Source organism: Caballeronia sp. SBC1, assembly GCF_011493005.1.
Lineage (GTDB): Bacteria > Pseudomonadota > Gammaproteobacteria > Burkholderiales > Burkholderiaceae > Caballeronia.
On sequence record NZ_CP049156.1, the window covers coordinates 3,286,796 to 3,313,043 of the forward strand.

Annotated in this window: 31 protein-coding genes and 1 riboswitch; of the genes, 17 read left to right on the forward strand and 14 right to left on the reverse strand. The window is 60.0% G+C overall.

What is annotated here, in order from left to right; genetic code table 11:
• The first annotated feature begins 11 nt into the window (after positions 1-11).
• Together tsaE and SBC1_RS14505 are read left to right on the forward strand one after the other, a co-directional pair.
• Positions 12-578: a tRNA (adenosine(37)-N6)-threonylcarbamoyltransferase complex ATPase subunit type 1 TsaE gene (gene tsaE, locus SBC1_RS14500; protein WP_165092486.1), complete on the forward strand. Its 567-nt coding sequence runs from the start codon at positions 12-14 to the stop codon at positions 576-578.
• Positions 560-2,107 carry an N-acetylmuramoyl-L-alanine amidase gene (locus SBC1_RS14505; protein ID WP_165092487.1) on the forward strand — a complete coding sequence of 516 codons (1,548 nt, stop codon included), beginning with the start codon at positions 560-562 and terminating at the stop codon, positions 2,105-2,107. The genes tsaE and SBC1_RS14505 overlap by 19 nt, the downstream gene beginning before the upstream one ends.
• Before the next feature lie 95 nt (positions 2,108-2,202).
• Here SBC1_RS14505 and SBC1_RS14510 read toward each other — a convergent pair whose 3' ends face one another.
• Together SBC1_RS14510 and SBC1_RS14515 are read right to left on the reverse strand one after the other, a co-directional pair.
• Positions 2,203-3,087 carry an EamA family transporter gene (locus tag SBC1_RS14510; RefSeq protein WP_165988321.1) on the reverse strand — a complete coding sequence of 295 codons (885 nt, stop codon included), beginning with the start codon at positions 3,085-3,087 and terminating at the stop codon, positions 2,203-2,205.
• 250 nt (positions 3,088-3,337) lie between these two features.
• Positions 3,338-3,628, reverse strand: a complete 291-nt coding sequence (locus SBC1_RS14515) for a hypothetical protein (RefSeq protein WP_165092489.1) — start codon at positions 3,626-3,628, stop codon at positions 3,338-3,340.
• Between the two features lie 230 nt (positions 3,629-3,858).
• Between SBC1_RS14515 and SBC1_RS14520 the strand changes: the two genes are divergently transcribed.
• On the forward strand, positions 3,859-4,758 hold the full coding sequence (locus SBC1_RS14520; protein WP_165092490.1) for a pirin family protein: 900 nt from the start codon (positions 3,859-3,861) through the stop codon (positions 4,756-4,758).
• A gap of 125 nt (positions 4,759-4,883) precedes the next feature.
• The gene (gene trxA, locus SBC1_RS14525) at positions 4,884-5,732 is read left to right on the forward strand and encodes a thioredoxin (RefSeq protein WP_165988322.1); all 849 of its coding nucleotides are present in this window, start codon (positions 4,884-4,886) and stop codon (positions 5,730-5,732) included.
• Between the two features lie 114 nt (positions 5,733-5,846).
• Here the strand turns inward: trxA and SBC1_RS14530 are convergent, their stop codons facing one another.
• Positions 5,847-6,707, reverse strand: coding sequence for a ThiF family adenylyltransferase (locus SBC1_RS14530; protein ID WP_165988323.1), 861 nt, complete (start codon positions 6,705-6,707; stop codon positions 5,847-5,849).
• A 341-nt stretch (positions 6,708-7,048) separates the two neighbouring features.
• Between SBC1_RS14530 and pdxH the strand changes: the two genes are divergently transcribed.
• The 3 genes from pdxH (at position 7,049) to SBC1_RS14545 (ending at position 10,260) form a co-directional block, all read left to right on the forward strand.
• Entirely contained in the window at positions 7,049-7,705 is a 657-nt protein-coding gene (pdxH, locus tag SBC1_RS14535) for a pyridoxamine 5'-phosphate oxidase (RefSeq protein WP_165988324.1), read from the forward strand.
• A 204-nt stretch (positions 7,706-7,909) separates the two neighbouring features.
• Positions 7,910-9,124, forward strand: coding sequence for a cyclopropane-fatty-acyl-phospholipid synthase family protein (locus tag SBC1_RS14540; RefSeq protein ID WP_165092494.1), 1,215 nt, complete (start codon positions 7,910-7,912; stop codon positions 9,122-9,124).
• Positions 9,125-9,186: 62 nt separating this feature from the next.
• A complete protein-coding gene (locus tag SBC1_RS14545) occupies positions 9,187-10,260 on the forward strand; it encodes a DUF72 domain-containing protein (protein WP_370469568.1) in 1,074 nt (357 codons plus the stop codon).
• Between the two features lie 68 nt (positions 10,261-10,328).
• On the opposite strand, the gene msrA is transcribed toward SBC1_RS14545, so the two are convergent.
• A complete protein-coding gene (gene msrA / locus SBC1_RS14550; RefSeq protein ID WP_165092495.1) occupies positions 10,329-10,889 on the reverse strand; it encodes a peptide-methionine (S)-S-oxide reductase MsrA in 561 nt (186 codons plus the stop codon).
• A 255-nt stretch (positions 10,890-11,144) separates the two neighbouring features.
• On the opposite strand from msrA, the gene SBC1_RS14555 reads away from it, so the two are divergent.
• Positions 11,145-11,654, forward strand: a complete 510-nt coding sequence (locus SBC1_RS14555; RefSeq protein ID WP_165092496.1) for a flavin reductase family protein — start codon at positions 11,145-11,147, stop codon at positions 11,652-11,654.
• Between the two features lie 32 nt (positions 11,655-11,686).
• Here SBC1_RS14555 and SBC1_RS14560 read toward each other — a convergent pair whose 3' ends face one another.
• On the reverse strand, positions 11,687-12,184 hold the full coding sequence (locus tag SBC1_RS14560) for an Lrp/AsnC family transcriptional regulator (RefSeq protein ID WP_165092497.1): 498 nt from the start codon (positions 12,182-12,184) through the stop codon (positions 11,687-11,689).
• 141 nt (positions 12,185-12,325) lie between these two features.
• Positions 12,326-13,150, reverse strand: coding sequence for an IclR family transcriptional regulator (locus tag SBC1_RS14565; RefSeq protein WP_165092498.1), 825 nt, complete (start codon positions 13,148-13,150; stop codon positions 12,326-12,328).
• A gap of 99 nt (positions 13,151-13,249) precedes the next feature.
• Between SBC1_RS14565 and SBC1_RS14570 the strand changes: the two genes are divergently transcribed.
• Positions 13,250-14,440 (forward strand): acyl-CoA dehydrogenase, encoded by a 1,191-nt coding sequence (locus SBC1_RS14570; RefSeq protein ID WP_165092499.1) that lies wholly within the window; start codon positions 13,250-13,252, stop codon positions 14,438-14,440.
• 95 nt (positions 14,441-14,535) lie between these two features.
• Here SBC1_RS14570 and SBC1_RS14575 read toward each other — a convergent pair whose 3' ends face one another.
• On the reverse strand, positions 14,536-15,174 hold the full coding sequence (locus SBC1_RS14575) for a peroxiredoxin (protein ID WP_165092500.1): 639 nt from the start codon (positions 15,172-15,174) through the stop codon (positions 14,536-14,538).
• A 498-nt stretch (positions 15,175-15,672) separates the two neighbouring features.
• Between SBC1_RS14575 and SBC1_RS14580 the strand changes: the two genes are divergently transcribed.
• From SBC1_RS14580 to SBC1_RS14590, 3 genes are all read left to right on the forward strand, one after another.
• The gene (locus SBC1_RS14580; RefSeq protein ID WP_047845181.1) at positions 15,673-15,975 is read left to right on the forward strand and encodes a YqjD family protein; all 303 of its coding nucleotides are present in this window, start codon (positions 15,673-15,675) and stop codon (positions 15,973-15,975) included.
• 220 nt (positions 15,976-16,195) lie between these two features.
• On the forward strand, positions 16,196-16,576 hold the full coding sequence (locus SBC1_RS14585; RefSeq protein ID WP_165092501.1) for a phage holin family protein: 381 nt from the start codon (positions 16,196-16,198) through the stop codon (positions 16,574-16,576).
• Positions 16,577-16,663: 87 nt separating this feature from the next.
• The gene (locus SBC1_RS14590; protein WP_165092502.1) at positions 16,664-17,167 is read left to right on the forward strand and encodes a DUF3318 domain-containing protein; all 504 of its coding nucleotides are present in this window, start codon (positions 16,664-16,666) and stop codon (positions 17,165-17,167) included.
• A gap of 57 nt (positions 17,168-17,224) precedes the next feature.
• On the opposite strand, the gene SBC1_RS14595 is transcribed toward SBC1_RS14590, so the two are convergent.
• The 7 genes from SBC1_RS14595 to glyA all read right to left on the reverse strand — a co-directional run bounded on the left by SBC1_RS14595 (position 17,225) and on the right by glyA (position 21,835).
• Positions 17,225-17,653 carry a type IV pilin protein gene (locus tag SBC1_RS14595; protein ID WP_165092503.1) on the reverse strand — a complete coding sequence of 143 codons (429 nt, stop codon included), beginning with the start codon at positions 17,651-17,653 and terminating at the stop codon, positions 17,225-17,227.
• Positions 17,650-18,189 carry a hypothetical protein gene (locus SBC1_RS14600; RefSeq protein ID WP_243830235.1) on the reverse strand — a complete coding sequence of 180 codons (540 nt, stop codon included), beginning with the start codon at positions 18,187-18,189 and terminating at the stop codon, positions 17,650-17,652. The genes SBC1_RS14595 and SBC1_RS14600 overlap by 4 nt, the downstream gene beginning before the upstream one ends.
• Positions 18,186-18,995, reverse strand: coding sequence for a PilW family protein (locus SBC1_RS14605; protein WP_165988325.1), 810 nt, complete (start codon positions 18,993-18,995; stop codon positions 18,186-18,188). Before SBC1_RS14605 ends, SBC1_RS14600 begins: the two co-directional genes overlap by 4 nt.
• Positions 18,992-19,396, reverse strand: a complete 405-nt coding sequence (locus SBC1_RS14610) for a prepilin-type cleavage/methylation domain-containing protein (protein ID WP_165988326.1) — start codon at positions 19,394-19,396, stop codon at positions 18,992-18,994. The genes SBC1_RS14605 and SBC1_RS14610 overlap by 4 nt, the downstream gene beginning before the upstream one ends.
• Positions 19,393-19,944, reverse strand: coding sequence for a GspH/FimT family protein (locus tag SBC1_RS14615; protein WP_165092506.1), 552 nt, complete (start codon positions 19,942-19,944; stop codon positions 19,393-19,395). The genes SBC1_RS14610 and SBC1_RS14615 overlap by 4 nt, the downstream gene beginning before the upstream one ends.
• Before the next feature lie 157 nt (positions 19,945-20,101).
• Positions 20,102-20,584: a transcriptional regulator NrdR gene (gene nrdR, locus SBC1_RS14620; RefSeq protein WP_047845188.1), complete on the reverse strand. Its 483-nt coding sequence runs from the start codon at positions 20,582-20,584 to the stop codon at positions 20,102-20,104.
• Between the two features lie 3 nt (positions 20,585-20,587).
• Positions 20,588-21,835 (reverse strand): serine hydroxymethyltransferase, encoded by a 1,248-nt coding sequence (glyA, locus tag SBC1_RS14625; protein WP_165092507.1) that lies wholly within the window; start codon positions 21,833-21,835, stop codon positions 20,588-20,590.
• 163 nt (positions 21,836-21,998) lie between these two features.
• Positions 21,999-22,098: riboswitch (ZMP/ZTP riboswitch) on the reverse strand.
• A 320-nt stretch (positions 22,099-22,418) separates the two neighbouring features.
• Between glyA and ydfG the strand changes: the two genes are divergently transcribed.
• From ydfG to tolA, 5 genes are all read left to right on the forward strand, one after another.
• Positions 22,419-23,165: a bifunctional NADP-dependent 3-hydroxy acid dehydrogenase/3-hydroxypropionate dehydrogenase YdfG gene (gene ydfG / locus SBC1_RS14630; protein WP_165092508.1), complete on the forward strand. Its 747-nt coding sequence runs from the start codon at positions 22,419-22,421 to the stop codon at positions 23,163-23,165.
• Positions 23,166-23,275: 110 nt separating this feature from the next.
• The gene (ybgC, locus tag SBC1_RS14635) at positions 23,276-23,791 is read left to right on the forward strand and encodes a tol-pal system-associated acyl-CoA thioesterase (protein ID WP_241201957.1); all 516 of its coding nucleotides are present in this window, start codon (positions 23,276-23,278) and stop codon (positions 23,789-23,791) included.
• A 189-nt stretch (positions 23,792-23,980) separates the two neighbouring features.
• Positions 23,981-24,658, forward strand: a complete 678-nt coding sequence (gene tolQ / locus SBC1_RS14640; RefSeq protein ID WP_165092510.1) for a protein TolQ — start codon at positions 23,981-23,983, stop codon at positions 24,656-24,658.
• Between the two features lie 10 nt (positions 24,659-24,668).
• Entirely contained in the window at positions 24,669-25,115 is a 447-nt protein-coding gene (gene tolR, locus SBC1_RS14645) for a protein TolR (protein ID WP_165092511.1), read from the forward strand.
• The gene (gene tolA, locus SBC1_RS14650; RefSeq protein WP_165988888.1) at positions 25,115-26,209 is read left to right on the forward strand and encodes a cell envelope integrity protein TolA; all 1,095 of its coding nucleotides are present in this window, start codon (positions 25,115-25,117) and stop codon (positions 26,207-26,209) included. The genes tolR and tolA overlap by 1 nt, the downstream gene beginning before the upstream one ends.
• The last annotated feature ends 39 nt before the right edge of the window (positions 26,210-26,248 follow it).

The following is a 26,248-nucleotide window of genomic DNA, read 5'->3' on the forward strand; positions in this document are numbered from 1 at the left end:
ATTTTACGAGAATGCCCGACATCCTCACTCGATCGTTTGCAAACCTTCCCGCCGCGCTCCTCGAACGCCGCTTCGACCTGCCTGACGAAGACGCGACGCTCGCCTTCGGTGGCCGCTTCGCGCAGGCGATCCTGCAGACGCGCGGACTGAGCGATTCAGACATTTCGAACGCACAAAACGAACGTTTTCCGGGTTTGCAGGTCCAGTTGATCGGCGACTTGGGCGCGGGCAAGACAACGCTGGTGCGCGCGACGCTGCGCGCACTCGGTCACGCGGGCCGCGTGCGCAGTCCTACTTACACGCTCGTCGAACCCTACTCGCTTGCTACGGAAACGGGTCCGCTCGAGCTCTATCACTTCGATCTTTATCGCTTTGCCGATCCAGCCGAATGGGCCGACGCCGGCTTTCGCGAATACTTCGACGCAGGCGCGATCTGCCTGGTCGAATGGCCGCAACGTGCTGGCGGACTGCTAGGTGTGCCGGATCTCGAATTCACGCTGGAACAGGAAGGCGAAGGCCGCGTGCTGATAGCGCGTGCGTTTAGCGAAACAGGAAAGTCATGTCTCGAAAGCTGTTGATCAAGCCGTTTCATTCGATCGAATCGACCGCCACGGCCTCGCACAACTGGCGGCGGCGCCAGGTGCTGCGCGCGGGTGCCTCGACTATCGCGCTAGCGCTGCTCGGGCCGAAACTCGCGTACGCCAGCTCGGTGCTCGGCGTGCGCGTGTGGCCTGCCCGCGATTACACACGGGTCACGATCGAGTCCGATCAGCCGCTGCAAAACACCCAGCAACTGCTGCAGGGTCCGGACCGGCTCGTGGTCGACCTGAATGGGCTCGACCTCGATCAGGAACTGAAGGATCTCGTCTCGAAGATCACGCCGAACGATCCGCAGATCCAGTCGGTGCGCATCGGTCAATATCAGCCGCACGTGGTGCGCATGGTGTTCGACCTGAAGGGGTCCGTGAAGCCGCAAGTGTTCACGCTGACGCCGATTGGCAGCTACAAGTATCGGCTGGTCTTCGATTTGTATCCGGCCGTTGCTCCCGACCCGCTGATGGACTTGCTCGCTCAGTCCGAGCACAAGCAACAAACCTTCGATCAGACCAACCCGAATCCGGCCCCGCCGCCTGCCACGCTAAGCGGCCCCGCCACGCCGCCGAAAACGAACGTGCCGGACAACACGGACGAGTTTTTCCAGAAGTACGCACAGACCGATCTGCCGCGCGCGCCGTCATCGCCCGCGCCCGTGCCGCCCATTGCTGCGATTCCGAAGCCCCGTCCCACAGTCAAGCCGGCGCCACCTACGGCATTGGCGAACCAGGACGACTCGTCCGACAGCAGCACCAGCGACGACTACGGCTTTTCCAATCCAAAGAGCAACAAGTCCGGGACAACGCGCCTGCTTACCGTCGCGATCGACCCGGGCCACGGCGGCGAAGATCCGGGTGCGATCGGCAGCGGCGGAACGTACGAGAAGCACATTGCCCTCGATGTCGCGAAGAAGCTGCGCGCCAAGATCGACGCGCAGCCGAACATGCGCGCGATGATGACGCGCGACGCCGACTTCTTCGTGCCGCTCAACGTGCGTGTGCAAAAGGCGCGTCGCGTGGGCGCGGACCTGTTCGTTTCCATTCACGCCGATGCATTCACCACGCCCTCGGCGCGTGGCTCGTCGGTGTTTGCGCTCTCGGATCACGGTGCTTCGAGTGCGGCCGCGCGCTGGATGGCGAACAAGGAAAACTCGTCGGACTCCATTGGCGGCATCAATGTGACGACCCAGGACGCAAGCGTCAACCGGGCGTTGTTCGACATGTCCACCACCGCGCAGATTCGCGACTCCATGCGCTATGGCAATTTCGTGTTGAACGAGATTGGCGATATCAACAAGCTGCATAAGGGCTCGGTGGAACAAGCCGGTTTTGCGGTGTTGAAAGCACCGGATATTCCGTCGATCCTGGTGGAAACCGCGTTTATCAGTAACCCCGAAGAGGAGGCGCGCCTGAACGACGACGCTTATCGCGACAAGATGGCTAACGCGATCATGAAGGGCATCAAGCGGTATTTTGCGGCTAACCCGCCGCTCGCAAAGAGCCGGATGACGTAAGGGGCCAGGTTCGCTCGCGCTGGGCTGCGGGGCCCGTTTCTGCCACCGCTAGCGAACCGTTCCGACCTTCCTTCGACCTTGATTCGTACCGTTCCCTACCGCGCCGCCGATAAAAACCGCTGCCTTAACCATCCGCCGAACACATTCACCACGAGTCCGGCCATCACCAGCACCGCCCCCAGGAATTGCATCGGGCTCAGTCCTTCATCAAGCAGCAATGCCGCTGAAGCCAGCCCGACAATGGGCACGAGCAACGAAAACGGCGCAACCTGGCTCGCCGGATAACGCGCCAGCAGCTTTCCCCACAACGTATAACCAAGCATCGTCGCGATAAACGCGAGATAAACGATCGCCAGGATCGACGTGAGCGAGATGCCGGACAAGCTTTCCGAAATGCGCGCTGGCCCCTCCACCATCAGCGAAAGCGCAAGGAACGGCAGCGGCGGTATCAGGCTTCCCCACACCACGAGCGACAACAGGTCCACCTTGCCCATGCGCTTCGTGATGACATTGCCCATGCCCCACATGGACGCCGCCGCAAGCGTGAGCAGGAAACCCGCAACGGTCATGGCATGGCCAGCCTGTACGCCGATCACAGCGAGCCCGCACGCCGCGATCAGCAAGCCCGCGACGTTCGGCCCGCGAAAGCCTTCACCAAGAATCATGGCCGCGAAGATCAGCGTAAAAAACGCCTGCGCCTGCAACACCAGCGACGCAAGGCCGGCAGGCATGCCAACAGACATTGCGTAGAAAAGCAGCACGAATTGCCCGAACGAGATGGTCGCGCCGTAAGCGAACAGCCACCGAAACGGAATAGCCGGGCGCTTGACGAAGAACACCGCCGGAAAAGCGACCAACGTGAAACGCAACGCGCCAAGCAGCATGGGCGGCACACCGTGCAGACCCACCTTGATCACGACGAAGTTCACGCCCCAGGCGAGAATGACAATCAGCGCGGACAACAAATCCTTTGGCGACATCGCCGTCTCCATGAGTTTTATTCGAAGCTGCTTTCAGGACAGACCGGAGCCCGGAAGGCCTGAATTCAGATCGAACACAATTCGACACTGTAGCGGACGATTTTGCAAATGCGTTGTACAGACTCACGCCATAGCCCATTCGGACAAGACGATCCCGCGTCACATCCCAAAGAAAAAGCGCTTGCGCCGGTTCGGGCGCAAGCGCTTGGGTTTAAAACGTCACTTCGTTAGACGCCCTCGGCGCCCCAACCTACTTGCTTTGACCATTCTCCGTCGCGGCACTGGCGCCCGTCTCTACGGCTGGCGTCTTGCTAGGGTCGGCCGATTGGCCGGTCGATGACTGCTTGTTCATGTGCTTGCGCGCCTTGTGATGCTTTTTCATCGGCGCGGATGCACCGTCGGACATGTCGGCGCTTTGCATCGGTGCTGCGGTGGGCATGGACGCCGCGCCCGACGAATTGCCATTCGACGTTTGGGCATAGGCTCCGGTAGTGGCAAAAAATCCGGCGGCAAGGGCGATCAAAAGTGTGTTCCTGGTCATTGTGAAACTCCTGTCTAGGTTAGGCGGAAAGGGTCCATCGCAAGGGTCTATCAACACGGTCCATCGAAAATTGCACGGTTCGCCGGTTCACGCGGTCGCCAAACTTGGTGAGCGGCCCGTGATTCGGTTTGAACGATCGGCCGAACGACATACCACTCGGATTCCGCTTGCGTGCTTCCACACGACGCCCAGTAGAATTGCAGTTCCGAGCACGCAATCCGGACGCCCTTATGTCTTCCACAATCCAAGCGTTTCTCAAGCCGCATCAGCACGACGTCGGTGGCCTCATGGTGCGTCGGGTGCTGCCTGCACTGGCTGCCCGCACCATCGGACCGTTCATTTTCTTCGACCATATCGGCCCTGCAACGCTCGTGCCTGGAGTCGGGCTGGACGTGCGGCCCCATCCGCACATCGGCCTCGCGACTGTCACGTACCTCTTCGAGGGAGCGATCATGCATCGCGACAGCGTCGGCTCAGTCCAGAAGATTTCGCCCGGCGACGTGAACTGGATGACGGCCGGCGGCGGCATCGTGCATTCGGAACGCACGCCGGACGAGGAGCGCGCCGCCGGTCAGGACATGCACGGCATCCAGACGTGGGTCGCGCTGCCCGTGGCACAAGAGGATTGCACGCCGTCGTTCGAGCATCATCCGGCCGCAACACTGCCTCAAGTCGAGCGCAATGGAGTGAAGTTGCGGGTGATTGCCGGCAGCGCTTTCGGGGAAACGGCGCCGACCACCACGTTCTCGCCCACCCTGTATGTCGCGGCACAATTTTCGGTGAACAGCGCCGTGACGCTCGATACGGAACATGAGGAACGCGGGGTCTATCTGCTGGAAGGCGATCTCTTTATTGATGGCGACGCGCTGCCCGCCGGCCAGATGGCTGTGCTCAAGCCCGGAATTTCCGCCGATCTACGCAGTACGGGCGGCGCAATCGCAATGCTGCTCGGCGGCGCACCGCTGGATGGGCCGCGCTTCATCGAGTGGAATTTCGTCTCGAGTTCGAGGGAAAAAATCGAGGCGGCGAAACTCGCGTGGAGCGAACAGCGGATGGGGCAGGTCCCCGGTGAAACCGAGTTTATCCCGTTGCCGCCGCCACGCCGCCAAGCCAATCCGCCGGATGCCTGAGGTCGTAGCCTGAGGTCGAGACCTGAAGTAGGAGTCCGCAGCGCAATCAGGCATGCACCCAGTTGAACTCGGGCGGCTTGCCCCAAGATACTTGTTCATCGTTTACGCGTTTCTGGAGGAACACCATGGATACAACACTCGCCACGTTCGAACAGGACGTAATCGCCGCGTCCACGCTTGCACCGGTGCTCGTCGATTTCTGGGCGCCGTGGTGCGGTCCATGCAAAACGCTCGGCCCGATGCTCGAGCGGCTGGAGGCGGAAGGCGCGGGCAAGTGGAAGCTGGTGAAGGTGAATGTCGATGAAAATCCGGAGCTGGCGCAGCACTTTCAGGTACGCAGCATTCCGCACGTGGTCGCATTTGCGGACGGGGGAGCCGTCGACCAGTTCATCGGCGTGCTGCCGGAAGGCCAGTTGCGCGAATTCATCGACAAACTGGTTCCGGACGGCGCTGAAGCCGAGCGACGTGCCGCGCATGCGGCTTACGAGGCCGGCGACACTGACCTGGCCATTGACCATATCAGGGCGACGCTGGCACTTGATCCCGGTTATGACGACGCGCGGCTGGACCTGATCCAGTGGCTCCTCGCCGCCGGCCGCACTGACGAAGCACGTGATGAAGAAAAGTTGCTGTCGCCGAAAACCACGCAAGGGATCGATGCCCGCTACAACGCGCTAAAGACCGAACTGGACGCCGCCGACGCCGCAGAAAGCCTTCCACCCGCCGACGCCCTGATCAACGCCGTGAACGCCAATCCGGACGATCTGGAAGCCCGTTTCGCGTTGGCCAACCGGCTGATTGCCGGCCGCGACTACAACGGTGCGCTGGAGCATTTGTTCGCGATCGTGACGCGCGACCGCAAGTTCATGGACGACGTGGGCCGCAAAACCATGCTGTCGGTGTTCGGCTTGGCCGCGCATCAGCCGGAAGTGGTTTCGCAATGGCGCCGCAAATTAAGCGCGGCAATTAACTGACGCATTCAACGCCCGGAGTCAAAATCTTTCAAATAGTTTAAATTAATATTTCCGAGAAAGGCATTTTGAAAAATGGCCGCTTGAAAGCGGCCATTTGCTTGATTTACCCGATGTTCAAGCGCGTTTGGCGATTTCCCGTAAGACATAGGCAGCAGCGGCGAATCCAAAACTAGCTGTCACGCAGACACTCGATCCAAACCCCGCGCAATTCAGTCCAACGGGTCCCGCTGCAGCAGGCGCCATTTCCTCTGATTCGTCTACCTCGCTGGCTTCGCGAGCGGGGGTTTCGGGATAGATCAACGGCTCGTCGGAATAGACCGCGCTCACCTTGAACTTCGCTTTTGGTCCGCGTGGAAAGCCGTGCAATTTACGCAGTTGCCCACGCACTTTCGAGAGCAGTGGGTCCTGGATCGTGAGCGCCAGATCGTCAATACGAATCCGCGTCGGATCGAGCTGCCCACCCGCTCCGCCGACAGTGATCAATGGCTGTCCATGCTCAACGCACCACGCAATTAGCGCCGTTTTCGTACGCACACTGTCAATTGCATCGATCACGAAATCGAAGCCGCCGCCGAGCACCGAATCGAAGTTGGCCGGCTCGATAAAATCTTCGACCTGCTCCACGCGGCAAGCCGGATCGATCAGGCGAATGCGCTCGGCCATCGCGCTGACCTTGGCCTTGCCGTAGTTGCCGTCCAGCGCGTGCACCTGGCGGTTCGTATTGCTTTCAGCCACGTTATCGAGATCGATCAGCGTCAGACGCCCGATCGCATTGCGCGCCAGCGCTTCGACCGTCCACGAGCCCACGCCGCCAATCCCGATCACCGCCACATGCGCGCGTTCGAACGCCGCGAGTCCAGCCGGACCATACAAGCGCGCCACGCCGCCAAAGCGTCGGGCGCGGTCAGCGACTTCAAACTCCGGCGTGGCGGAGGTAAGATTTAAAGCGTCGGCGGAGGCAGGAAAAGCGGTCATGGTGAAGTAGGCGGCAGGTAGGCAGAACAAGCAAAAACAAGGCAAGAAGGCCTCAAGACAGCAGCGAGCGGCACCGGTCCGCACTGACGCGCTATCACAACGATAGAACCAGAGATCAGCAGGAATTCGCTGAATTGCGTATTCTGCCTTATCGAAGATTGGACGGAAAAAATCACCGGCCAGTGTTTGAAAGCAAAATGAAAATAATTGCTGAATTGAGTCAAATTTTGTCGCTCGGGATCCGTGATCTAAATCATTGAAGATCAAAGGGACATCAGCGGCAAAGCGCAGAATTTGATGACCTTGGCTATACTAATGCGATTGAAGCGTTTGCATAAAAAATGACGACCCTCGCTGATCTTCGTAAGAATTATTCCGTCGGATCGCTGGAAACATCCGACGTGGATCCCAACCCGATTCGACAATTCGAAACGTGGTTTGCGCAGGCGCTCGACGCACAATTACCTGAACCCAATACCATGACGCTCGCGACCGTCGACGAACATGGACGCCCTTCAGCACGCATAGTGCTGATCAAGGGCGTAGACGATCGGGGTTTCGTGTTCTTCACGAATTACCTCAGCCGCAAGGGTCATGAACTCGCGAGCAACCCCGCCGCGAGCCTGCTGTTTTACTGGATCGAACTCGAACGCCAGGTGCGTATCGAGGGCTCCGTCGTCAAGACAAGTCCGGAAGAAAGCGATGCGTATTTCGCATCGCGCCCGCTTGGATCGCGAATAGGCGCGTGGGCGTCGGAGCAGAGTGAAGTGATCGAAAGCCGCGCGGTGCTTGAAGCCCGCGAGCGTGAATTGATTGCGAAATACGGTGACAACCCGCCGCGTCCGCCACATTGGGGCGGCTACCGGCTCGTTCCCGACACCATCGAATTCTGGCAGGGCCGTCCGTCACGGTTGCATGACCGTGTCGTCTATAAACGTGCTGCACACACGCTTGGGGCGTACGGCCAGCAATGGCAAATCGTCCGCTTATCGCCTTAGCCTTAGCAAGACTTCGACCTTCGCCGGGTTCCTCGTGGACCCGCAATGACTGGACCCGCGTTAAATCGCGTCTCGTTGCGGCGTGTCCAGGCGGCGGAGGATTAGTGACAAAGGGCAAGCAACGAAGGCATCGCGAACACAGAGCAAACGTGCAGTAAAGCGACCCGGTTTAGCTTCATTTTCATCTGAACGCGGAGAACGAGCATGTTTTGGGAGAAAAAGCTGACGCAGTGGGTGCAGGACATTCGGGATCGGGCGAACCTGCCCGCCCGGCTGGTTCTGTGGGATGGACAGCAACATGACTTCGGAAGTTTCGCGGCACCACAGGTCACGCTGCATGTGAAGAGCGCGACCGCCCTGCCCTATTTGCTCGAGCCGAGTCTCGACAACCTCGGCGAAGCCTATGTGAAGGGCAAGATCGACATCGAAGGCAAGCTGTCGGACATCATCAATATTGGCTACGGGCTGGCCAAGAACACCGTCACCAGCGCGAGCAAGCTGGCGCGCGTGCGACGTTACTTCAATCATACGAAGGCGTCGGACAAGAAAGCCATTCAGTACCACTACGATGTATCGAACGAGTTCTATGAGCTGTGGCTCGACAAGAACATGGTCTATTCGTGTGCGTATTTCGAGAACGGCGATGAAGACCTCGCCACCGCGCAGATCAAGAAGATCGACCACATTCTCACGAAGATACAGTTGCAGCCGGGCCAGCGTCTGCTCGACATCGGCTGCGGTTGGGGTGCGCTCGTCTTGCGTGCCGCGCAGAAATTCGGGGCGAAATGCGTGGGCGTCACGCTCTCGCAGAACCAGTTCGATCTTGCCACGAAACGCGTGAGAGACGCCGGACTCGAAGACCAGATCGAAATCCGGCTTCAGGATTATCGCGACATACAAGGCCAGTTCGACCGAATCACGAGCGTGGGCATGTTCGAGCACGTCGGCCGCAAGAACCTGCCTGGTTACTTCACCAAGGTGCGCGAACTGCTGGTCGACGACGGCATTGCCATGAACCACGGCATTACGTCGACCGACTTCAATAGCGGCGAGACGGCGCTTGGCGGCGGCGAGTTCATCGACCGGTATGTGTTCCCGGACGGCGAGCTGCCGCACATCGGGCTTGCGCTCGAAGCGCTGCAGGAAGGCGGCCTGGAGGCCGTCGACGTGGAAAGCCTGCGCCGTCATTACGCGCGCACGCTCGACATCTGGGCAGAAAATTTCGAGGCGAAGGCGGATCAGGCGAAGGCGCTTGTCGACGATGAAAAATTCCGCATCTGGCGCGTGTATCTTGCGGGTTGTGCGTACGCGTTCGAAAACGACGACGTGTCGATTTACCAGATTGTGTGCCGCAAGGCCGGGCGCAGCGCGAAAACGCTGCCGTGGTCGCGCCGCTATATTTACGAAAAACCGCTCTGAGTTCAACGCCTGATTCCGCCGCTTCTCATGAACCCGCATCCGGTGATAAACCGGATGCGGGCGTGGAGGCGCACGCGAAATCCACGCTACAAGTCGATCTGTTCGGCGCGATGGAAGAGCCGGAAGCGGGGAATCGCAAACCGACTCCCACGACCCCGTCTCACACAAAAACAAAATCACGCGGCGGCGTCTTGCCAGCCCTCGCCGCGCCCGACCATCACGCGTTAGCTCTTCGCCTTCCCGACACCGTTCATCTCGGCACCTCGACGTGGTCATTTCCTGGCTGGCGTGACATCGTCTATGGCGACGAATACTCGTCGGCAAAGCTTTCCCGCGATGGCCTCAACGCGCTCGGCGCGCATCCGTTGCTGCGGTGTGTATCGATAGACCGTTCGTTCTACGGGCCGTTATCGGTGGCTGACTATGCGCGCTACGCGAACCAGGTGCCGGCTCATTTCCGCTTCATCGTGAAAGCGCCGGCTTCCGTCACCGACGCCACCGTCCGCGGCGACAAAGGCGCACCCGCCGGCGATAACCCCGCCTTCCTGAACGCGCGCATCGCAATCGATGAATTCGTGCAACCGTGCATCGCCGGTTTGGGTGAAAAAGCCGGCGCGTTCGTGTTCCAGATTCCGCCGTTGCCGGACGCGCTGGTCGTCGATCCAACGGCGTTCCTCGAGCGCCTCTCCGCGTTCCTCAATGCGCTGCCGCCACTGCCTGGCGAAAGTTGCTACGCGGTGGAATTGCGCGACGCGATCATGCTGACGCCGCGTTTCATCCGCGTGCTGCGTGACGCGAAGGTGCGGTATTGCGTCGGCATTCATGCACGCATGCCCGATCCCCGGCGCCAGGCGAAGGCGCTCGCGCTGTTGGACGAAGGTGGACTCGGGCCGCTGATCGTGCGCTGGAGTCTGCACGGCGGCTTCAAATACGAGCAGGCGAAAGCGAAGTACGAGCCGTTCGATAAACTCGTCGATGAAGACCCGGACACGCACGAAGCACTTGCCGAGCTCGCGCTGCGCTATGCGCTTGCAGGGCAGCCGGTGGTGATCGCGGTGAACAACAAGGCAGAGGGCTCGGCGCCGCTGACCTGTTTCAAGATCGCGCGGAACATAGCGGCCGGATTGGCGGAATAAGCCACCGGAATAAAAACGGGCATCGATTTCGCGAAGCCCGTCTTGATCTACCGCCATTCAAACAGCGTTCACCGTTTCAGCCGGTGCGCGAACTTCTGCCTGAACTTCGCCACCTTCGGCGCGACCACGAACGCGCAGTACCCCTGATTCGGATGCTGCTCGAAGTAGTTTTGGTGGTAGTCCTCGGCCGGAAAATAATTACCATTCAGCGGCGTGACTTCGGTGACTATTTTGCCGTCGAAGATCCGTTCTTTCTGCAATTCATCGATCACTTCCAGCGCGATCTTCCGCTGTTCGTCCGAGTGCGTGAAGATCGACGACCGATACTGCGTGCCAACATCATTGCCTTGCCGGTTGAGTTGCGTCGGGTCGTGGGTCGCAAAGAAAATCTCCAGCACGTTCCGATACCCAATCGCCGCCGGATCGAATTCCACCTTGATGACTTCGGCATGTCCGGTCGTGCCGTCGCAGACCTGCTCGTACGTCGGGTCCTTTACCTGGCCGCCGGCATAACCCGATTCCACCGACAGCACGCCTTCAACGCCTAAAAAAACCGCTTCGGTACACCAAAAGCACCCACCGCCAATGGTGGCGGTTTCGCGCTTTGACTGCTCGTCATGTTGCGTCATGCTGGCTCCTGGTTCGTGTTCCGCGAGGGCTATCAAATGCGCGCGGAAGCCTGTGAATCAACCCTCCCAGCTTACTGGTTTTCGGGTGCCCGCGTTGCCTGTACGGCCTTTAGCACAGTGGCGAACGGGCCGATTCCGATAGAATCGTAACAATCGCCAATCCTCCGATGACTTCGAAAACTTCATCCGGCTTCTTGTTTAACTAAGTTTTGCCGCCTGGATTTCGCCGATACCGTCGAACCTGAACCCATCCCGATGAAACGCGCTAATCCACCGAATTTCGACGCCACCGCTTTCCGCGACGCCCTCAGCCAGTTTGCCACCGGCGTCACCGTCATCACCACGCGCACCGAGTCCGGCCAGTTGATCGGCATTACCGCCAGTTCGTTCAACTCTGTTTCACTCGATCCGCCGCTCGTGTTGTGGAGCCTCGCGACCAAATCCGCATCCATGCCGGTATTCCAGGCCAATAGTCACTACGTGGTGAACGTGCTCGCAGCAACGCAAGTCGATCTTTGCAAACGCTTTGCGACGGTCAAGGGTGACCGTTTTGCCGGTGTGTCGCACGCGGCGGGAGACACGGGCATGCCGGTGCTCGACGGTGCGCTCGCATGGTTCGAATGCCACAATCGCAGCCGGTATCAAGAAGGCGATCACGTGATCTTCGTGGGTCAGGTGGAACGATGCGGCGTGCATGAGAATGCAGCGGAGATTGCCCCGCTGGTGTTTCAGGCGGGGCAGTTTCATACACTTGGATCACTGTGAACGGACTTGGTCCAGCGTGTCCCGAGCTTCGGTTAAGACACGCTGCCAGTTCTGTCGATCAAGGCAACCGGCACGCCCGCTTCGTCCTTCATGGTCTGAAGCACGATGTTCGAACGGATATCGATCACACCCGGTGCCTTGTATAGCTTGCTCAGGATAAAGTCCGAGTAGTGCTTGAGATTGTGCGCGAGCACGCGCAGCACGTAATGGGTGTCGCCCGTCACAACAAACGCGCCCACCACTTCTGGCCATTCCCGCACGGCGGCCGCGAATTTCTCGTGCCAGTTTTCCTGGTCGTTACGCATGGAAACATGCACGAACGCTTCCAGCTCCACGCCTAGCCGTTCCCGGTCCAGACACGCGCGATAGCTCGCTATTACCCCTTCTTCCTCGAGCAGCCGCATGCGGCGCAGACACGCTGACGGCGAAAGCGAAATCCGCTCAGCCAGATCAAGGTTGCTGATGCGACCATCTTCTTGCAGCACCGACAAAATACGGCAATCCGTTGCGTCCAGCGAGAACCCGGTCATTTTTTAGTCTCCCTGCGGCTGTTTCATCGAATTATGTTCTAAGAGCCATGTTTTTGGGATGTTATTTCTAAATCAGGTTTTAACCGTTTTCGACCCGATTTAACTACAGAGCAGCCTTATTCGGGCTCGATCAGCGCTCCTTCACGCCAGTCGTGCGGCCAGCGTCCGTAGCTTGGGCGCAACAATATTGCGGAAATACGCTTCGTCCATCGACGATGCCGGGCCGCTGCTGCTCAGCACCAGCCATCGCCCGTTGCGGATATCGCGTAAAGGCGCGGCGATCGCGTTCACGTCGGCGTGCCAGTCGCGAAACGAATAACAACAGCCATCGCGGGCGTAATCGTCGATCGCCTCTTTGGCCGCCTTCACCAGCCGCGCGCCGTCTTCGCCGTTTTTCACTGCGGCCGCTCCGAGTTCTTCCAGCAAGGCAGCCCGCTGATCCGGTTCCTGCACCGCCAGATACGCGCGTCCCATTGAGCTGGTCAGCATCGACAGGCGCGAACCCGGCGCAAGACCCAGCGTCAGCGCCGTCTCACTGCGGATGGTTTCCAGATAGATCATGTCGAGTCCGTCGCGGCACCCCAATGACACCGCAGCACCAATTTCCCGCGCCAGAACCCGCATGTGCGGGCGCGCGAGTTCGAGCGCATCGGCGCCTGCCAGCAACGCGAATCCCAACGACAACACGCCCGTGTCGAGCGCGTATTTACCGGCTGGTTCGTCAAACCGAAGATAGCCGAGCGTGGTCAGCGTGTACGCGAGACGGTTGACGGTGGCTTTGGGCAAGCCGGTTCTATCGACGAAATCACGATTGCCCAGCAAGGTCTCGCCTGGACGAAACGCGCGCAGCATCTCCAGGCCACGGGCGAGCGCTACGACAAACTTGCGTTCATCGATCCCGTCTGAAGATTCGGAAGAACCGGACGGCTTCGACGACTCGGAATTCCTGATGGAAGTTATTGGCATCGGATGCTAGACTCAGTTCTGATTTGCAAAACATTGTTCCGCATAGCGGAACCTGAGTCAAGTCCGAAAATCAGGAATAGAGGAAACAGGAGAAACAACATGGCCGATGACGCCCGTTTTAGCTGGGAAGATCCGTTGCTGCTCGACCAGCAACTCAACGATGAAGAACGCATGATCCGTGACGCCGCGCACGCTTACGCGCAGGACAAACTGCAGCCGCGTGTGCTTGACGCGTTCCGCAACGAACACACGGACGTGGCGATCTTCCGTGAGATGGGCGAACTCGGCCTGCTCGGCCCGACCATTCCGGAACAGTACGGCGGTCCCGGTCTCAACTACGTCAGCTATGGCCTGATCGCTCGCGAAGTTGAACGCGTGGATTCAGGCTACCGGTCGATGATGTCGGTGCAATCGTCGCTCGTCATGGTGCCGATCAACGCATTCGGCACCGAAGCGCAGAAGCAAAAGTATCTGCCGAAGCTGGCGACCGGCGAATGGATCGGCTGTTTCGGGCTCACCGAGCCCAATGCCGGCTCCGATCCCGCCAGCATGACGACACGCGCCAAAAAGGTGGCCGGCGGTTTTTCGATTTCCGGCCAGAAAATGTGGATCTCGAATTCGCCTATCGCCGATGTGTTCGTCGTCTGGGCGAAGCTGGAAGAAGATGGCCGCGATCTGATTCGCGGTTTCATCCTGGAGAAAGGCTGGAAGGGCTTAAGCGCTCCGGCTATTCACGGCAAGGTTGGCTTGCGGGCATCGATTACCGGCGAGATCGTGATGGACGAAGTCTTCGTGCCGGAAGAAAACCTGATGCCGAACGTGAGCGGGCTCAAGGGTCCCTTCACCTGCCTGAATTCCGCGCGCTACGGGATCGCCTGGGGTGCGCTCGGCGCGGCCGAAGCCTGCTGGCACATGGCACGGCAATACACGCTGGATCGCAAGCAGTTCGGCCGTCCGCTTGCCGCCAACCAGTTGATTCAAAAGAAACTCGCCGACATGCAGACGGAAATCACCCTCGGGCTGCAAGGCGTCCTGCGCCTGGGCCGCATGAAGGACGAAGGCACGGCGGCCGTCGAAATCACGTCAATCATGAAACGCAATTCGTGCGGGAAGGCGCTGGATATCGCGCGACTGGCCCGTGACATGCTCGGTGGCAACGGCATTTCAGACGAATTTGGCGTGGCGCGCCATTTGGTGAACCTGGAAGTGGTGAACACGTACGAAGGCACGCACGACATCCACGCGCTGATCCTCGGACGCGCTCAAACGGGTATTCAGGCGTTTTTCTGAGTTAAATTCTCGTCGGGTTGCTAGAAAGCAAAAAGCCAACGTGTTTCATGCGTTGGCTTTTTGCATTTTTACTTGCGGATGGTTCCGGCCAGCGCTTACTTGTCCGGCTGCGGCGTGAAGCGCAGATACGGGCGCACAGCCTTATAGCCCTTCGGGAATTTGCGCTTGATTTCCTCCGCGTCCTGCAGCGACGGAACGATGATCACATCGTCGCCCTGCTTCCAGTTACCCGGCGTTGCGACCGAATGGCTGTCGGTCAGTTGCAGGGAATCGATTACCCGCAGGACTTCATCGAAGTTTCGACCCGTGCTCGCCGGATACGTGATGGTCAGCCGAACCTTCTTCTGCGGATCGATGACAAAAAGCGAGCGGACCGTCAACGTGGCATTCGCGTTTGGATGAATCATGTCGTATAGCTCGGATACCTTCCGGTCGCCGTCGGCCAGGATCGGAAAACCGACATTCGCGGCCTGCGTTTCGTTGATGTCCTTGATCCACTCCTTGTGCGACTCCACGTTATCGACCGACAACGCAATTGCCTTCACATTGCGCTTCTCAAACTCGCTCGCCAGCTTCGCGGTCAGACCGAGTTCCGTCGTGCAGACCGGCGTGAAATCTGCCGGATGTGAAAACAGCACGCCCCAGCTGTCGCCTAGCCATTCGTGAAACTTGATACGGCCAACGCTGGAATCCTGTTCGAAATCGGGTGCAGTGTCGCCTAGACGCAAGCTCATGATGTGTCTCTCCTCGAAGTGATGCACCGCGTTATTCGTCACACAGTGCGGGTCTGGTATAGGTTGGTTGAAGATGTCTGGGCCTTGTCCGGGTTTCGGTCGGGCTTCGGTCCAACTTCGGTCTGATTTAGTTCGGCTCGGCCAGACCGCTCAAGGTCGTCCCGTCGCGTCCGGCCCGGCAAAAATTAAAGCATAACGGACCAGACCTGCACAACGAACGAACATTCCTTCACATCGTCATGCATTTTTGTAATTTTTCGGCCGTGCCCGGAAATTTTCGCGAGCTGAAACGTCGTCCGTTCGACGCACCATCGCGCATCCGTGCATTTACCGGCCAACCCCTACGCGCTGGCGCGCTACCCTTTTGACGGTCCACGCGCAGGGCCTTATGACAGCAGGAACAAAAACTGCACGCTTTGATCTTGGGGCCGGATGGACGCCAATTAGCGGCGGCTTCTTTGGTACGATTGGCGTAGCCTCACCCGTGTGGAGCCATCAATGTCAGAAATCAATAAGGAGCGATTCATGTCGGATATCAAAACCGTTCTCGCAGACGCCGAAGACCTGTTGAAACAGGCCGCAAGCGCCACAGGCGAGCGTGCATCCGAGTTGCGCGAGACCGCTCTGACCCGCTTGAAACAAGCGAAAGAGAAGGCTGCCGACGCACAAGTCGTGGTGATCGAAAAGGGCAAGAAAGCCGCTCGCGCAACCGACGACTTCGTTCACGAACGCCCGTGGGCATCAATCGGGATTGCTGCAGGTTTAGGTGTCGTCGTTGGTTTGTTGATCAATCGTCGCTAATCCTCACCAATCTCGGCGGCCGGGTTAGTCCTTAGTCATGCTGCGGTTTGCTGTGTAATTTGCTATGCATGCAGAGCTAACCTGACCGATGAAACGGTGACCGCCTGGGACCGCCGGAGTTTTCCTCGCCGGCGTCCAGATCAATAGACCTGCCGGGGCGGCTACGCGACCCGGCCGGAAATTTTCGCGCCAAAAATACCGCGCTCCTCGCGCTCAAGCCATGACGACAGAAAGGCAATCTCAGCACGATACGCAAGGGCCGTTGCGCCGCATTGTCGGTTCCGTGTTCGCCATTTTCGAAACGCGCCTGGAGCTGATCGGCATCGAGTTCGCTGAGGAAAAGGAGCGGCTGATCGGCGTGCTCTTCCTCGGTCTTGCCGCCATGATGCTCGCCATGATGGCGCTCATTACCCTCACGGTGCTGGTCGCGATCGCGTTCTGGGATACGTACAGGTGGCAATCGCTCGCGGCGATCACGGTTGCGTACGCGCTGTTCGCGGTGCTGTGCGCGGTTCGCGCGCGCGCCGGATTGATCCATTCCCCTAACGTATTCGACAGCACAATCGCCGAGTTCAAGAAGGACCGCGACACGTTCAACTGATGCGCGCCAAGGGCTCACCTCATGGCGACGCCCGGGCAGTACGACAAAACAGTATTCATCGACGACTTTCCAAGAGCCCGCCACGCCATGAGTCATTACGACGACACCTTCAAAGCTCAGAAGCGAGCGACCGCGCACAAGCTGAGCACGCCCCACATGCGCGCGTTGCGCAAGGAACTGCTGATCGCGCGGGCGGACGTCGAGCGCATGGAACTGGCACAGGCCAGCGCCGATCTGCGTTACAAGGTCTCGCATTTCAGCGTCCTTGGTTTGCTGATGCCGGGGCGCCGCAAGCGCGGCCGTGCATCGGGTGGCAGCGGGTTCATGAGCCGGCTTGGCGGACTGAGCGGCCTGTTCGGTGGCGGCGGCGGCCTGGGGTTGTTGCTCAAGCAATATCCCATTGTGAGTTCTCTCGCCTCGTTGGTGCTCACCAAACCCGTGCGCTCCCGCCTGATAGCGAGCGCGAAACCGATACTCAAGTGGGGCGGTCTGGGCCTGGTCGGCTGGGAGGCATATCGCGTGTGGAAACAGATCAAATCGAGTCCGGACGAATCGCTGTCCCCCGACGCTGCCATCGATCCGGACGCCTGACGCGCCAGGCCCGGGCATCCGGACCCGTACCGTGCGTGGGTTTCATTCGCTCTTCGCTCATTTGCCGCTCCAGCACGCCGCCACTTTGGGCGGCGTGAGTTTTTCCAGCGATCGATTTGACCTGACACCCGTCGCGTCCAGCGAATAGATTCCGCACGCGTCGTTGACATCGATGGGCTGCGCTTCAATCGAATACCCACCGTTCTGCTCCGACTCGCCGAGCATACGCAACACGTAAACCGCCGTGCCCAACGCGGGAGCTTGATCGAAGCCAAGGGGGAGCTTGGCAGCGGCGTCATTGCTCGAAACCGTTCGCGCGCTCTCCACGTATTGAGCGGCGCGATAAAGCGCAGTCACCGCATCCAGCCGATGCCCTCTTGCCACCTGTTCCCGATAAACCGGCATGGCGAATGTCGCGATGATCGCCGCCACGCCGACCGTGATCATCAGTTCGAGCAGCGTGAAGCCCTTGTGTACCGTAGTCATGGCGAACCCTGTTGAAACGGCTTTGCGACAACGCGTCGCCAGTGCCGCACGACGCCGTTTTCACCCATTTCAATCTCCTGCTGTAACCACGATTCGTTGTCCGCCATCCGGCCGAAACCGCGGGCGGTGATCAAAAAAGCGCCGGCTTGATCGTTAGCCCGCACCGGCCAGACTTCGATCAGGCATTGGGGCGGCCGTATTGCGTATGGCCACGATGCAAACGGCGTCACAGCACTCGCCGACGCACCTTCGAACGAAGCCTTCAGCCGCCATTTATTCGGCTCCGCGGCGAGCGGACCGTTGAGGCTCTTCAGCTCCGGTAGAGAGTCAAGCGCGATGCGGGCGCAGCGGATCAACGCGCTGTCGGCGCTGTGAAACGCCTGCACGCGCTCACCTAGATTGGTTGTTGTTCGCGCGCTGACGAGCGCCGCCTCAAGCCATGCGGCGGCGGTGACCAGCAGCATCGACGACATCAGGAGAACGATCGGCAACGCAATGCCGCGTGAGCGTCTACGTGAGTGGGTACGTTTTTTCACGACGATTCCGCCCTCGATGAGTTCGGTACGTTCGCTACATTGCGCAGTGCGATGCGGCGCCGGAAAACTTGCCGGATGCGACCGTCCGCGGACACGACCGACGCGCCGTCGCAATCGGCATAACGCGGGCGAGCCGTCGCGCTCGGACTGTCTCCTCGCACGAGCACACACACGTCCACGGCGACGACCAGCGGCCAGCGGTCCTGCGAGATCGCCGCGGCGTCAACAGAGAACGATGCATCTTTCAGCCAATAGCCGAACTTGATTCGTTCAATCCCCTCGACCAGCGGCTGCCCGGTACCGGGCTTGCCGCTTCCTTCGCAATACAGCTCGGGCTCGACCGTGGACGAACTCGCCTTCGCGTAATAGCGGTTGACGATCCACTCACCCGCCGATATTTGCCCAAGACAGTCTGTCGGCGAACCAGACGACGACGGCCACGTCGAGACGGTATCGGCGGCATAGCGGACAACGATGCCATCTGAACGGCTGGCGAGTGTCTCGCACACAGGCGCGGCGTCGCTACCAGTCGGGCGGCCTGGCGAGCATCCGAACAGCGGCGGGATCTTATCCGCCTGGCCGGCGCCAGCCGGGACGAAACCCGCCATCTGCACTTGCTGGCCAATCAGGTCGAGCGCGGTGCTTGCTGCGTCGCGCAGACGCGTTGTTTCCGTTGCATGGTCGTAGGCCAACCGCTGCCCGCGATATAGCGAAATGGTCGCGAGAACGATCAGCAAGCCGAGCGCCACCGAGATTGATAGCTCGAGCAGCGTATGGCCAGACTGCGGGTGTCTGGAAGCGCTCATCGCGCGAACGCCACGGTCACGCACGCGAGATTTGCGCCCACGCCCGGCTCCGCGCACGCCGCTTGGCCGTCGCTCAACGCCTGTGCTCGCCATTTCACGACTGCGATGCGCAAGCCATCTCCACGGTCCAGCACGTCGACGTCGCCATCGGGCAACAGCGCCGCAGCTCGCGTGCGCCATTGCGTCACGAGCGGATCACGATCGGCGTCGTGACGTATTCCCTCTGCCACGGAATCCGCAATCGATGTGGCCAGTTCGCGCGCCATCAGCGAACGTTCGTTGCGAGCCAGCCACAATTGCGAGCCGATAATCCCGAGCGCCGTAATAGCCGTCAGCGACATCGCGATCAGGACTTCGATCAGTGAATCCCCCCGCCCACCCCTGCGCAATGAACGTGTCATGCCGCCGCTCCGCACGCGCCTTGCGTCAAACGGGGCCGGCCGCCGGCCGCGAGGCGGATGCAGCGGCGCCCGCGCGCTGCAAGCGACGCCAACGCGTTGTCGCGCGCACTGAAGTCGAAGCTGCGAAAGCCACCGATCACCTGGCCCGAGGGCGGTGTAAACGACAACTCACTCCCCGTACCGCCGATAGCAATTCCGCTCGCTGCTGGCTGCATTCTCAACAGCACGCGCACACCGCCTCGATCGGCGAATAGCGCCCATCCGCACGACCAGTCCGTCAAGCCGCCGTCGCAGGCCTTGCTGGCCGCGAGACAGGCGTGCGCGGCGTCGATCCGGCACAAGGTCACGCGTGCGCCGCGCCGGATTGCTTCCGAGCGCGCCAGCGTGAGGGTGGACATCATTGTGCGCGCCCGTGCATCGATCTGGTCGCGCTTGTGCCAGACGACAAGGGACGGCGTAGCGAACGTGGCAACGACAGCGATCACTGCCAGCACGACCGCGAACTCGACTAGCGTGAAGCCTGACAAATATCTTGAATTCATCTGCATCCCTTATCGATTGAACTGGGCCAACGCTCAATCTAAAGAGAATTTTCGATGTCCGCCATTAGCCGATCGGTCGAGTATCGGACGTGCGAAAGCCCCGACATACTATCGAAACGATCACCGGGTTCAAGCGAGAAAGGACAGAGAAATGCAGAAACGCTCAGCGTTTGCGGGGACTGGATTTGCGCGGCGCGGCGCGGCGGAATTCCTCCAGCACGTCTTCAAATTCGGACACGTCTTCAAAGCGTTTGTAGACCGAAGCAAAGCGTACGTAGGCAATGGTGTCCAACTGGCGCAGCTCGTTCATCACGAGTTCGCCCAAGCGGTCGCTGCGAACTTCGCGTTCGCCGCTGCCAAGCAACTGGTATTCGATCCGCGCAACAGCGGCATCAATGGCGTCTGCCGCAACCGGACGCTTGCGCAGCGCCAGTTGCATGCTTGCCACAATCTTCGCGCGATCGAACTCGGTGCGGCTGCCATCCTTCTTTACTACCGACGGCAACGCGAGTTCCACGCGCTCATAGGTGGTGAAACGCTTGTCGCAGGCGGGGCAACGCCGCCGCCGGCGAATGGCCGCCCCATCTTCCGACACGCGCGAATCCGCCACTTGCGTGTCCTCATGCCGGCAAAAGGGGCAGCGCATGGCTTAGCCGTAGACCGGGAATTGCTTGGTCAACACGGCGACCTTCGCGCGTACGCGCTCAAGGTTGGCTTCGTCTTCCGGCGCATCCAGCACGTCGGCAATCAGGTTACCCACTTGCTCGGCCTCAGCCACGCCGAAACCGCGCGTGGTCATGGCCGGCGAGCCGAGACGCACGCCGCTGGTGACGAATGGCTTTTCCGGATCATTCGGAATGGCGTTCTTGTTCACCGTGATATGAGCCTTGCCGAGCGCCGCTTCCGCTGCCTTGCCAGTAATGTGCTTCGCGCGCAGATCGACCAGCATCACGTGGCTTTCGGTGCGGCCCGAAACAATCCGCAGCCCGCGCTTCACCAGCGTTTCGGCCAGTACTCGCGCGTTGTCCGCGACCTGTTGCTGATAAGCCTTGAATTCCGGCGACAACGCTTCCTTGAACGCAACAGCCTTACCGGCAATCACGTGCATCAGCGGACCACCTTGAATGCCCGGGAAAATGGCCGAGTTGATTTGCTTCTCGAACTCGGCTTTCATCAGGATCACGCCGCCGCGCGGGCCGCGCAGGCTCTTGTGGGTCGTGGTCGTGACGAAGTCCGCGAACGGCACCGGATTCGGATAAACACCGGCGGCGATCAGGCCGGCGTAATGCGCCATGTCGACCATGAAATATGCGCCAACGCTCTTGGCGATCTTCGACAAACGTTCGAAATCGATCTTCAGTGCGAACGCCGACGCGCCCGCCACGATCAGCTTCGGCTTGTGCGCTTTAGCAAGCTCTTCGGTCTTGTCGTAGTCAATGTCTTCGGCTTCGTTCAAGCCGTAGCTGACCACGTTGAACCACTTGCCGGACATGTTCACCGGCGAGCCGTGCGTAAGGTGACCGCCTTCGGCCAGGCTCATGCCCATGATGGTGTCGCCAGGCTTGAGCATGGCGAAGAACACACCCTGGTTCGCTTGCGAGCCGGAATTCGGCTGCACGTTGGCGGCCTCAGCGCCAAACAGTTGTTTCACGCGGTCAATTGCCAGTTGCTCGACAATATCGACGTACTCGCAGCCGCCGTAATAGCGCTTGCCCGGGTAGCCTTCCGCGTATTTATTCGTAAGTTGCGAGCCTTGAGCGGCCATGACGGCCGGGCTCGTGTAGTTTTCCGACGCGATCAGTTCGATGTGATCTTCCTGCCGGCGGTTTTCCTGCTCGATCGCCGCAAACAATTCCGGATCGACTTGGGCGATAGTACTTTGGGCTTTATCAAACATACGTTTTCCGTTGAATGGATGCCAGTTGACCGGATCGCGCGTGCGCATATGCACTGCGCTCGCCAAGAGCGCGAAGCACGATGGGTCCCAAGCGAGGCGGAAGAGAGAAGCTCCGTTTACGCGAGACGGACAGCCACCGGCAACGCAACGAGCGCGTGCGGATCTCAGCTGCCCAGGCGAACGGCAAAACGACACCCTGCGCTTCCCGGTGGGTTAATCCACCTTGGATCCGAAGATCCTTGTCGCCAGTTACGCAGGGCTGGAGCGCCCTAGTTTAATGGGCCGCCTGAGAATAGGCAACTGCCGGAAAACGCGTTAAACAGGCGCTTCCAAGGCCATAAAGTACCGTCAGCCGCCACGTGCAAGCATCGTCCGGGGGATAAAATTGCCGACCGGGAGCGGAATTTGCGCTCGTTAGCGGCTTGTTTGATCGGATTGAATTACTCACTGACATAAAAACTGACAACTTGCCGCGTCGCAGCAATGGAAGTACGCTGTCCGGCTTTGCCGCAAGTGCTTGGGTGCCGCCGCGCGAAACCCCTTTCCGTACCCTGACAAGCAACATTACAACCGGAATCCGCACATGATCGTATTTGTCACTGGCGCGTCCGCCGGCTTCGGCGCAGCCATTGCCCGCACGTTTGTAAAAGGCGGCCATCGCGTGATTGCAACCGCGCGCCGCAAAGACCGCCTGCTGGCGCTGTCGCAAGAACTCGGCGACGCCCTGCTTCCCGTTGAACTCGACGTTCGCGACGAATCGGCGATCAAATCAGCTCTCGCGGCGCTCCCGGACGCATTTTCGCAGATCGACGTACTCGTCAACAACGCCGGCCTGGCGCTCGGACTGGAACCGGCGCAGCGCGCGAGCCTCGACGACTGGAACAACATGATCGATACCAACTGCAAGGGGCTCGTCACGGTCACGCACGCGTTGTTGCCTGGCATGGTCGAACGCAATCGCGGGCACGTATTCAATCTGGGTTCGGTCGCAGCCACGTATCCCTACGCGGGCGGCAACGTTTATGGCGCGACCAAGGCGTTCGTACGCCAGTTCAGCCTGAACCTGCGCGCGGATCTGATCGGCACGGCGTTGCGCGTAACCGACATAGAACCGGGCCTGTGCGGTGGTACTGAATTCTCGAACGTTCGCTTCAAAGGTGACGACTCGAAGGCCTCGAATGTCTATAAGGACATGCAGCCGCTGACTCCCGAGGACATTGCCGACTCTATCTACTGGATCGCCACGCGCCCGGCGCACGTGAATATCAACACTATCGAGTTGATGCCGGTCGCGCAGTCGTTCGCCCCGTTGACCGTTTACCGCGGCTGATCCAGGCCAGTGATTACTCCAGGCGCCCAGCCGATAGTTGCCGGAAAGCAGCGGCCGGCAGCACGATTCGACGGACGTTTTGCGGCTTCCGGTAAAATGCGCAGATGAACATGTCCACCAGCGAGCCTCGGCAGGCGAATGGCCTCTTGACCTTCGATTGGCCGCTCCGGGTCTATTACGAAGACACTGACGCCGGCGGTATCGTCTTCTACGCGAACTACCTGAAGTTTTTCGAACGGGCGCGCACTGAATGGTTGCGCGCGTGTGGCATCGACCAGCGTGCGCTGGCCGAGTCGGACGGCGTATTGTTCGTGGTCAAGCGCACGGCGCTGGAATACTCGGCGCCCGCGCGCCTCGACGACCTCATTCATGTAGTGAGCCGGATCGAGCGTATTGGCCGGGCATCGGTGGATTTCCATCAGGAAGCGTGGCGGGACGGCACCTTGCTGGCTTCCGGCGACATCAAGGTGGCGTCAGTCAGCCTCGGCGCCATCCGGCCAGTGGGGATTCCCGCATCGGTGCTTAATGGATTACGTCGCGGACCGCAAAAATCTGTGTCAAGTAACGCGTCAACCGTGGCGATGTCAGCACCGTTTAAATCATCTTGTTCAGAAAAACCCATGTAGACAAAGACCTTTTGACTCCATCCAGACCTGAACTGAAATGAATCGAGCCTGCGTGCCATCAGGCATGCAGCAGAAGTACCGAGCATGTGCTGGCAGGACCGTTCTACGCTTTCAGTCGTTTGTCGAAAGCCTGACAATTCCCGGCGAGTGCACCTCGGACGCCCCTTTGGGACGTAACAGCGGACTTTTATGAACACTACACAAGACCTGTCGATCGTTTCTCTCGTTATCCATGCAAGCCTGCTGGCGCAGGCCGTCATGGCGCTGCTGCTGATACTGTCGTTGTTGTCGTGGACTTACATCATTCGCAAGTGGTTTGCCATTCGGCGCGCACGAAATCAGACCGAGCGCTTCGAACGCGATTTCTGGTCGGGCGGCGACCTGCAGGCGCTTTATCAAAGTGCTGCCAACAACCGCCACACCATTGGTGCACTGGAGCGGATCTTCGAATCGGGCATGCGTGAGTTCCTCAAGGGCAAAGAGCGCCGCATGAGCGATCCGGCTGCCATTCTCGACGGCTCCCGCCGCGCGATGCGTGCAGCGTTCCAGCGTGAAATGGACGTGCTCGAAGTGAACCTCGCGTTTCTCGCGTCGGTGGGTTCGGTCAGTCCGTATATTGGTTTGTTCGGCACGGTCTGGGGGATCATGAATTCGTTCCGCGGGCTCGCTAACGTACAGCAGGCAACGCTTGCGAACGTGGCGCCGGGCATTGCCGAGGCGCTTGTGGCTACGGCAATCGGCCTGTTCGCCGCGATTCCGGCGGTGGTGGCGTACAACCGCTACGCACACGATATTGACCGCCTGGCCATCCGCTTCGAGACGTTTATTGAAGAGTTCTCGAACATCTTGCAGCGTCAGGCTCACTAAGGAGTTCAGAATGGCCGGAGGTCCAATGCGTTCCAGCATGCGCGGCAGTTCACGGCGCGCCATGTCCGACATCAACGTCGTGCCGTACATTGACGTAATGCTCGTGCTCCTTGTCATTTTCATGGTGACCGCCCCGCTCGTCTCGCCTTCCATCGTTAACCTGCCGACTGTCGGCAACGCAGCGCCGCAGGAGCAAACGCCCCCGGTCGTGGTCAATATCAATGCCAACGGCAGCATGAACGTGCGCTACAAGGACGACGGCGGTGCGGCACAGCAGCAGAACATGACGGAGGCCGATCTCAAGACGTTCGTGCTGAATCGGCAGGAGTTGCATCCCGACCAGCCCGTGGTAATCGCCGCCGACAAGACCGTGAAATATGAAGTCGTCATGAACGTGATGTCCGATATGAAAGCGCGAGGCGTCAAACGGGTTGGATTGTTAGTCAAATCGCAATGATGAATCGGCAGCCCAGTGGGCACCCTGGCGCGCGGACCAGCGCGCGCCCCGTCCGTCCGCCGCGTGAACGCGGGACATGGAAGGCGTTCGCGCTCGCCGCGCTGATGCATGTGCTGCTCGGCATCCTGCTGTATCACGGCGTCAACTGGCAAAACAACACCCCGGCGGGTTCCGAGGCCGAACTGTGGACCGAGATCCCGGATCTGTCGGCGCCTACCCCCCGCCCTGTTCCGCCGCCCGCCCCGCCGATCAAGGTGCAGCCCGCGCCGCCGCCGGCCAAGGATGAGGAAGCTGACATCGCATTGCAGGAAAAGAAGCGTAAACAGCAGGAAGCGGTGGCGCGTGCCGCGCAACTCGCTGAACAGCAGCGCGCACAGCAGTTGGCCGACCAGGAAGCCGAGGCCAAGCGTCAGCAGCAGCTCGCGGCGCAGCAAGCCGCGCAACAAGCTGCTTTAGCGGCGCAAAAAGCGGCTCAGGACAAGCAGAAACAGGCCGATAAGCAAAAGCAGCTTGCTCAGCAAAAGCTCGACCAGCAGAAGACGCAACAGGCTAAAGAGAAGGAAGCTGACGCAGCGAAAGCCGCGGAACAGCAGAAGGAAGCCGAAACGAAGGCACAAGAACAGGCAGAGGCCAAGGCCAAGGCGCAAGCGGATGCCAAGGCGAAAGCCAAGGCCCAGGCCGACGCTCAGGCGAAGGCCAAGCTTGACAAGGAACGTAGCGCCCGGCTCGCGGCCTTGCAGGGTCAGGCGGGTGGCGGCACGAGCGAGAGCGGCGAAGGACTGGCCAAGAGCGGCACAGGTCGTGGCGCGGGTGGAACAGCCACATCGGCGGGATATTCTGAGAAGGTGCAGCGCCGCGTGCGCCCGAACATTGTGTGGGCGGGGGAAACGGCGGGACTTGAAACCGTGGTCTCGGTACGTGTTTCGCCCGCGACCGGCACGCTGTTGTCGGCCTCAATCCAGCGCTCGAGCGGTAATGAGCAGTGGGACCAGGCCGCACTACGGGCAGTTCAGCGCTCGGATCCGATGCCTCTGGACACCAACGGCCAGGCGCCCGGCACGTTTTTGATCACATTGCGTCCGGCGGGTGGTTGAACGGACATGGTAAAACGACAGTGCACAATGAGCCCCGAT